This window comes from Pseudoalteromonas luteoviolacea DSM 6061, assembly GCF_001625655.1.
GTDB lineage: Bacteria > Pseudomonadota > Gammaproteobacteria > Enterobacterales > Alteromonadaceae > Pseudoalteromonas > Pseudoalteromonas luteoviolacea.
This window is the reverse complement of the sequence record NZ_AUYB01000031.1, coordinates 1-5998: the sequence shown is the minus strand read 5'-3', so window position 1 is coordinate 5998 and position 5998 is coordinate 1. Positions and strand designations below refer to the sequence as shown.

Annotated in this window: 6 protein-coding genes; all 6 read left to right on the top strand. The window is 38.4% G+C overall.

Annotation, left to right across the window (positions count from 1 at the left end):
- The coding region (locus N475_RS02060) for a T6SS effector amidase Tae4 family protein (protein WP_248846343.1) at positions 1-1168 on the top strand (1168 nt) is incomplete at its 5' end.
- Complete coding sequence (locus N475_RS02055; protein ID WP_155732520.1) at positions 1165-1836, top strand: hypothetical protein; 672 nt, start codon at positions 1165-1167, stop codon at positions 1834-1836. The genes N475_RS02060 and N475_RS02055, both read left to right, overlap by 4 nt.
- Before the next feature lie 479 nt (positions 1837-2315).
- On the top strand, positions 2316-3515 hold the full coding sequence (locus N475_RS02050; protein WP_211270587.1) for an RHS repeat-associated core domain-containing protein: 1200 nt from the start codon (positions 2316-2318) through the stop codon (positions 3513-3515).
- A 13-nt stretch (positions 3516-3528) separates the two neighbouring features.
- The gene (locus tag N475_RS02045; protein WP_063364593.1) at positions 3529-3792 is read left to right on the top strand and encodes a hypothetical protein; all 264 of its coding nucleotides are present in this window, start codon (positions 3529-3531) and stop codon (positions 3790-3792) included.
- A 311-nt stretch (positions 3793-4103) separates the two neighbouring features.
- Entirely contained in the window at positions 4104-4874 is a 771-nt protein-coding gene (locus N475_RS02040; protein WP_063364592.1) for a hypothetical protein, read from the top strand.
- Positions 4875-5002: 128 nt separating this feature from the next.
- A complete protein-coding gene (locus N475_RS02035; protein ID WP_063364591.1) occupies positions 5003-5602 on the top strand; it encodes an SMI1/KNR4 family protein in 600 nt (199 codons plus the stop codon).
- Positions 5603-5998: the final 396 nt, after the last annotated feature.

Below are 5998 nucleotides of genomic sequence, written 5' to 3'. Positions count from 1 at the left end.
ATTTGTGCAAGCACCGACGAACTTGCAGAACTATAACGCATATAGTTATGTGTTGAATAATCCGCTGTCGTATACGGATCCGAGTGGATATTTTTTCAAGCCTCTTAAAAAGTTAAGTAGGAATATTATCAGGGCACATGCGAAGGTATTTGGTGCAGAAGTCACTAATATTATGGGAAATGTTGGATCCCTTGCTTGTTTGGTGTGGGCGCCGGTCTGTGCAGCTGCATGGAACTATGAATTTACTAGAGCCATGGGGGGCAGTTCCTCTCAAGCATTTAAAGCGGGATTGACTGCTGCAGCGACGACATATGCGTTTCAGTATATTGGTGAACACTTTTCAGCTGCAAATGTTCAAAATGTTGATGATGTTGTTTTCGGTGGCGCACAATATGGTGATTATATTGACTTTGGTGGTAATTTACTCACCAAAGGGCAAGTGGCGGCACAAATCACGGCACATGCCACGGTTGGTGGTATTGCTGCTGTAGTCAATGGCGGTAAATTTGGTCATGGGTTTGTCAGTGCTGGCGTTACCAAAGGTGCCGGTGGTGTATTTTTACCTGGAGGTAGTAATCTAAGTGCGACACAAATAGTAAAAGGCGCAATTATTTCTGCAGTTATTGGTGGTACAGTATCAGAAATCACTGGTGGAAAATTTTCTAATGGTGCTCGCACTGGGGCAATGCAGTATGTATTGAATCAGGTTGGTGAGTGGTCATACAAAAAACTCAGTAATGCTTATCAGTCTCGTTGGGATATGATGGAAGGCAAGAAATTCCAAAAATGGGCTGAAAACGCAATACTCAGCAGCAGCGGGGGCTCTTGTGCGGCAAGAGTAAGTAATGCATTTAACCGAGCTGGCTATAACGATATGCTTAATGCTTTTAAAAACACCGACTTTGTTACTACTGGTGACGGGCAAGGGAACCGGTATATTTTGGGAGCTCAAAATTTAGCACTTTATCTGGGAGTTTATGATAACGCCAATTTGGTTACTAATTTTACATCTATAAAAGGCAAGCAAGGTATAATATTCTTTAGAGACCCTTCATCAGGTGGCTACAATCATATAGATTTATTTGACGGTTCTAAGCTGGTAGGTAATGGTGTTATACCGTCTAAAGCATTTAAATCTTCCATTTATTTTTCGGAGTTAAAGGATTGAAATTATTAACTATTAGTTTTGTTTTTATGGTTTTTAACGCTTTTTCTTCTCAAGGAATAGAAAGAGTTGTTGAAGTTGGCTACCTTTACAAGAATAATTTTGGCTGGCATGAATACTACTCCAATGATTCTTCAGAATGTAAGGCTCTTATTCGGTACAGGGATAGTGACTCTCATTTTGACTTGATTTCAGGAGTTGATTGCAAGCAAAGTGAAATTAATCAACCAGACTTACAACGAGTGATTGAGTCAGCATCTTCTCTGCTATCAGAGAAGGATATACTCAATGAGATTCTTAAAAAAAGACGGTTTACAATAAACTTTGTGTGGAGAGTTTCTAACTGGCCGTTAATTAAATTTGCCAATGATAGTGATTGGTGGCCATATAACTTTAGGGATGAAGTAAAGGAACATGACTATAGAAGGATTTTTGAAAAAGCTATACTAGATGAATCAGTTTATGGCTTTTTGACAAAAATACTGAAGTCAAATGGGTGTAGCTTTAATCTTTCTAAATATTATGCAGACCCTATGAACTATGATCAAATGATGATAGAAAAAAAACTGCTGTTGGAATTGGGGTATTACAGTAAAATGGACTTTAAGAAATATATCTATCCTTATATAGAGGGGCCGATTTTATTCGACCTAGAATGTAAAAAAGAATAAACATGACATATATGGACACTCCATTTATGTGAAGTTAAGCAAATCTATCGGGGCAGTTATTACTGCCTCGTTATCGTTATAGCGATATTTAAGAGCGTAATATAAAAGACACTCAATTCTAAGCTCCAGCACACCTGCTGGGGCTTTTCTGTTTCTGGTCACGTTTCGCCGATTTTTTGGTCACGCCTATTTGACCTGTGTGGTCGTATCTATCGACTTTCTGGTCCAGGTGGAGTGCTATATACAGTTAGCCCTTCCAGAGCAATTAGATATTGCCGTTTCTCAATGCCAAGCACTTGAACAGAGGAATATTGTTTTTGTTCTCAGCGCATTCCCTATTTTTCTCTTTCACCAATATGGCCAAGATTTTATACCTAGCAACTGATCTCCACATTTTTAATGGGGATAAAGGGAGCTTCAATGTATGTTGCTCCCCATACAACAAATTTAATTTGTATCTGAAGATCACATTCGCTCATATGAACGGACGGATCTTCGATGCAGACACGGGCCGATTTATGCAGGCCGACCCATTTGTGCAAGCGCCGACGAACTTGCAGAACTATAACGCATATAGTTATGTGTTGAATAATCCGCTGTCGTATACCGATCCGAGTGGGTACTTTTTTAAGAAGCTGGCAGGTACTTTATTGAGTAGAAAAGGTGCACAAATGGTTGGTTTTTCGCTCGGCGGGCTTACAGGTGCATGGTTAGGAAGGCGAGCTTACGACCGAATTATGGGAAGTGAAGGCCTGCAAACTGTTGTTGCAGTTGCTTTAAACTTTGTGCCAGGTTGTCAGGTTTGGTGTTCGGCGCTATTTAGTGCGCAAGTAAATTATTATCATACGGGAAACGTTGGCTCTGCTTTAAGGGCTGGCGCTACATCTGCTGCAACAGCATATGCATTTTCAGCTATAGGTGATTATTATAAAGGAGAATATGGTTCTTTTGCTGGTGCTGAATTCGGTGAACAATTACAGTGGGCAGGAAGTCACGCTTTAGTCGGTGGAGTTTCATCAGTCGCTTCTGGTGGTAAATTTGGGCATGGGTTTATATCGGCAGGCTTTACCAAAATGGTAATGGGTAATGCTGGGTTCAATATGAACAATCGAGACTGGGATGCTATTGTTGGGCGAACGACGGTAGCGGCGATTGTTGGTGGTACAGCGAGTGCGCTTACTGGTGGTAAGTTTGCAAACGGTGCTAGGACCGCGGCGATGATGCATGCGTTGAATGCTGAGGCGCCGAGTTCAAAAAGGTTTCGTTCAACCAAATTGAGAGGTTTGGATGTTACGAAAGAACAAGCCGAGGAAATGGTGAATGATATAGAGCTATTTGTTAATGAACATTATCCCGAGATGCTCCAGACAACTAATATACTTTTTGATTTAGGAGTAGGCTATGACTTCGCTTTTCCAACTGGGCATATACTTTTAGACTATGGCATGAAATATGATTTGTTTCAAAATTTGGTTTTTCATGAAAAGTTGCATGTATACATGTTTCAAGAGCTCGGAGGATTCCTTAATTATCAGAATGCATCTAATGTAAATGATATTCATCTGTGGATAAGAGATACAGCGGCTATTATGGGAGCTGTTTATAGAGGTAGAAGTATGCCTTTACCAAACCTGAAAGATTACCCAAAACCCGTATACGAATTTAAAGGAGATAGATGAGTTGAAGCTTATAATGACTATTTTATTTTTTTTAGCATTATTTACTGCAAAGTTTTTAGTAATTGACTCCAAAGAGATGCTGAAAGAAGATAAATTTAATTTTGATATTGAAATAATCAATAGTGCGATGAAAGTCTATTTTAAAGAAAATGGTAAAAACGTTGATGCTATAGAAGAATTAGTCCCGAAGTATTTAAGTGCGATACCTAATTGTCCATACGAAGGGGTTTATATGTTGAAAGAAAGGAATGGTGAATTAATTGTCGTATGTGAGTGATTTTCACCGAGAAATTTTTAGGTTTTACTTTCCGGGTTCAATTTGAGGAAAAATATACATGGCATAAGTGATTTTAAAAGACCCCTAATCTAAAACCCTAGCACACTTGCTGGGGCTTTTCTGTTTCTGGTCAATAGTAGGACATTCAGACAGTTGGCGACGAGGGGAGTAATCCAAAGAGGAGTGGTGGGCGCCGTCTCATTGCATGGCTCTATCGCAACTTTTGCAGGAGAAATGTTATTATTTCCTCCTTCGACAGGCGAAAATGCAGATTGTGTTGGTTGTTTATCTCAATAGAGGAGGCTTGGAGTATGATAAATTTAAGTAAAAGATTTTGGGGCGAAGCGCAGCCTCATTTTATCTTAGAATTAAAGAATAGGTTAATTGACTTAGGCTTTGAAAATGACATTAGTACGTGTGCAGAAAAAAGCACTGTGGACTTTGTCCTTGTCAAAGGCGAATTGAGATTTATATTTTCTGTCGGTGCAAACCCTAAAAAAAATGGAAAGGTTAACTTTTGCCCTCAGTTTGGAATTGACAGTGATAAAGTGAGTGAGATAAAGAGAGGCTTACAGCTTTGGAAGTGTGACCCTTATTTCCGTGATTTTCCAGAACAAGTAAGAGAAACGAAAGCACGATTGTGCAATATAAACTTTATTACATACTTAAAGAGTATAAACTTTGCGGAACCAGCCCATACGTTTACTCTTGAAAATGATAATACTGAAGAAGTAAGTTCAATTATTGTGAATGGAGTTGATTTTTTTATTCAGTCAGAGTGGCAGAGTATGAGTATAAGCAATATGGCTGACAGGTTGGCTGGCTTATGCAGAAGTGAGCAAAGAATGGATGAAATTGGTCTTAGCTCTGCTGCTTCTGCACAATATGCTAGCTTATTATATACACTAGAAAAGGACTATAAAAGTGCACTAGAAATTTTGGATTTTGGCTTAGAGAAAGAATTAATATCTGTCAGTTCAAATTGGCTAGATTCTGAAGAGCGTAAAGAAGAGCTTCGAGCAATAGTTAAGTGTCAATATGGTAAGTATACTCAATATGTTCATCTACAGATGGAAAGTTAAAAAAATATTAAGAAGATATCTACTTTGTATTTGGTAAAAAATTGAGCGTCGACTATCTTTTAGTGATTTTTATAGGTCGGAGATATCCGACACCTTGATGAAACTTAATTACTAATTTTGGGGAAGGTATGAATATTAGTAAAGTTCAAGAATTCAACATGTATTTATTAAATGAATTTTCTGAAAAAGACAAGGTAGGAACTGAAAACGGCTCAACTTTAATAAAAAATACTCCTGTTGTAGCGCCTAGAGCATACTTACACGCTGTATATAGAGCTCTTAGTGACGATGATATTAGAGTTTTGGAGGCTGATATTGGTATTACTCTTCCTGATGAATTGAAATGTTTTTATAAATCATCGAATGGACTAAAGTTATTCGGCGATGCAATATCATTATATGGTTTGAGAGATGATAATTCACGGTCAATTGATTCATCGCTCCAACAGCCGTTTGATATAGTTATGCCAAACGCGTTGGTGCACAACTACAGAGTGCCAAATACAATTTACATAGGAAGCTATAAATATGATGGCTCAATTATTGGTTATAACTTGAAAACCGGAGCTATTCATAGACAGTTAAAAACTGATACTTTTAAAATTAACCACTGGACTAGCCTCAGTGACTTTCTTAACCAAGAGTATAAACGTTTGTCCGGCCTTTACAAAGAAGATGGTCTGAAATGTGAAGGGGTAACTGACACAACGCCTAACATATTAAATTAGAAGCTCTAGCTTAGTATCAATAATATCAAAGATACCTAGTTAAAAGCCCCAGCGCATCTGCTGGGGCTTTTCTGTTTCTGGTCACGTTTCGCCGATTTTTTAGTCACGCCTATGTGACCTTGGTGGTCGCGTCTATCGACTTTCTGGTCCAAGTGGAGTGCTATATACATCTATGGGCGTCGCATTAGAACAAGTAAATAGCCTAATTTTAAGGTATTTACCTTAGGGCACTGATTTTCAACGGTAATAGATAGAGAAATAAAATAAACTGAATATAAATTAAATTCCAGGCCAAGAACGTGCCTCGGTTACAAAACGTCATTTGAAATCTATAATAAAAAGGTTGGTGCACTTTCATATTGAATCCGGGTAGTAAATAATTAAAGAAGACACCCA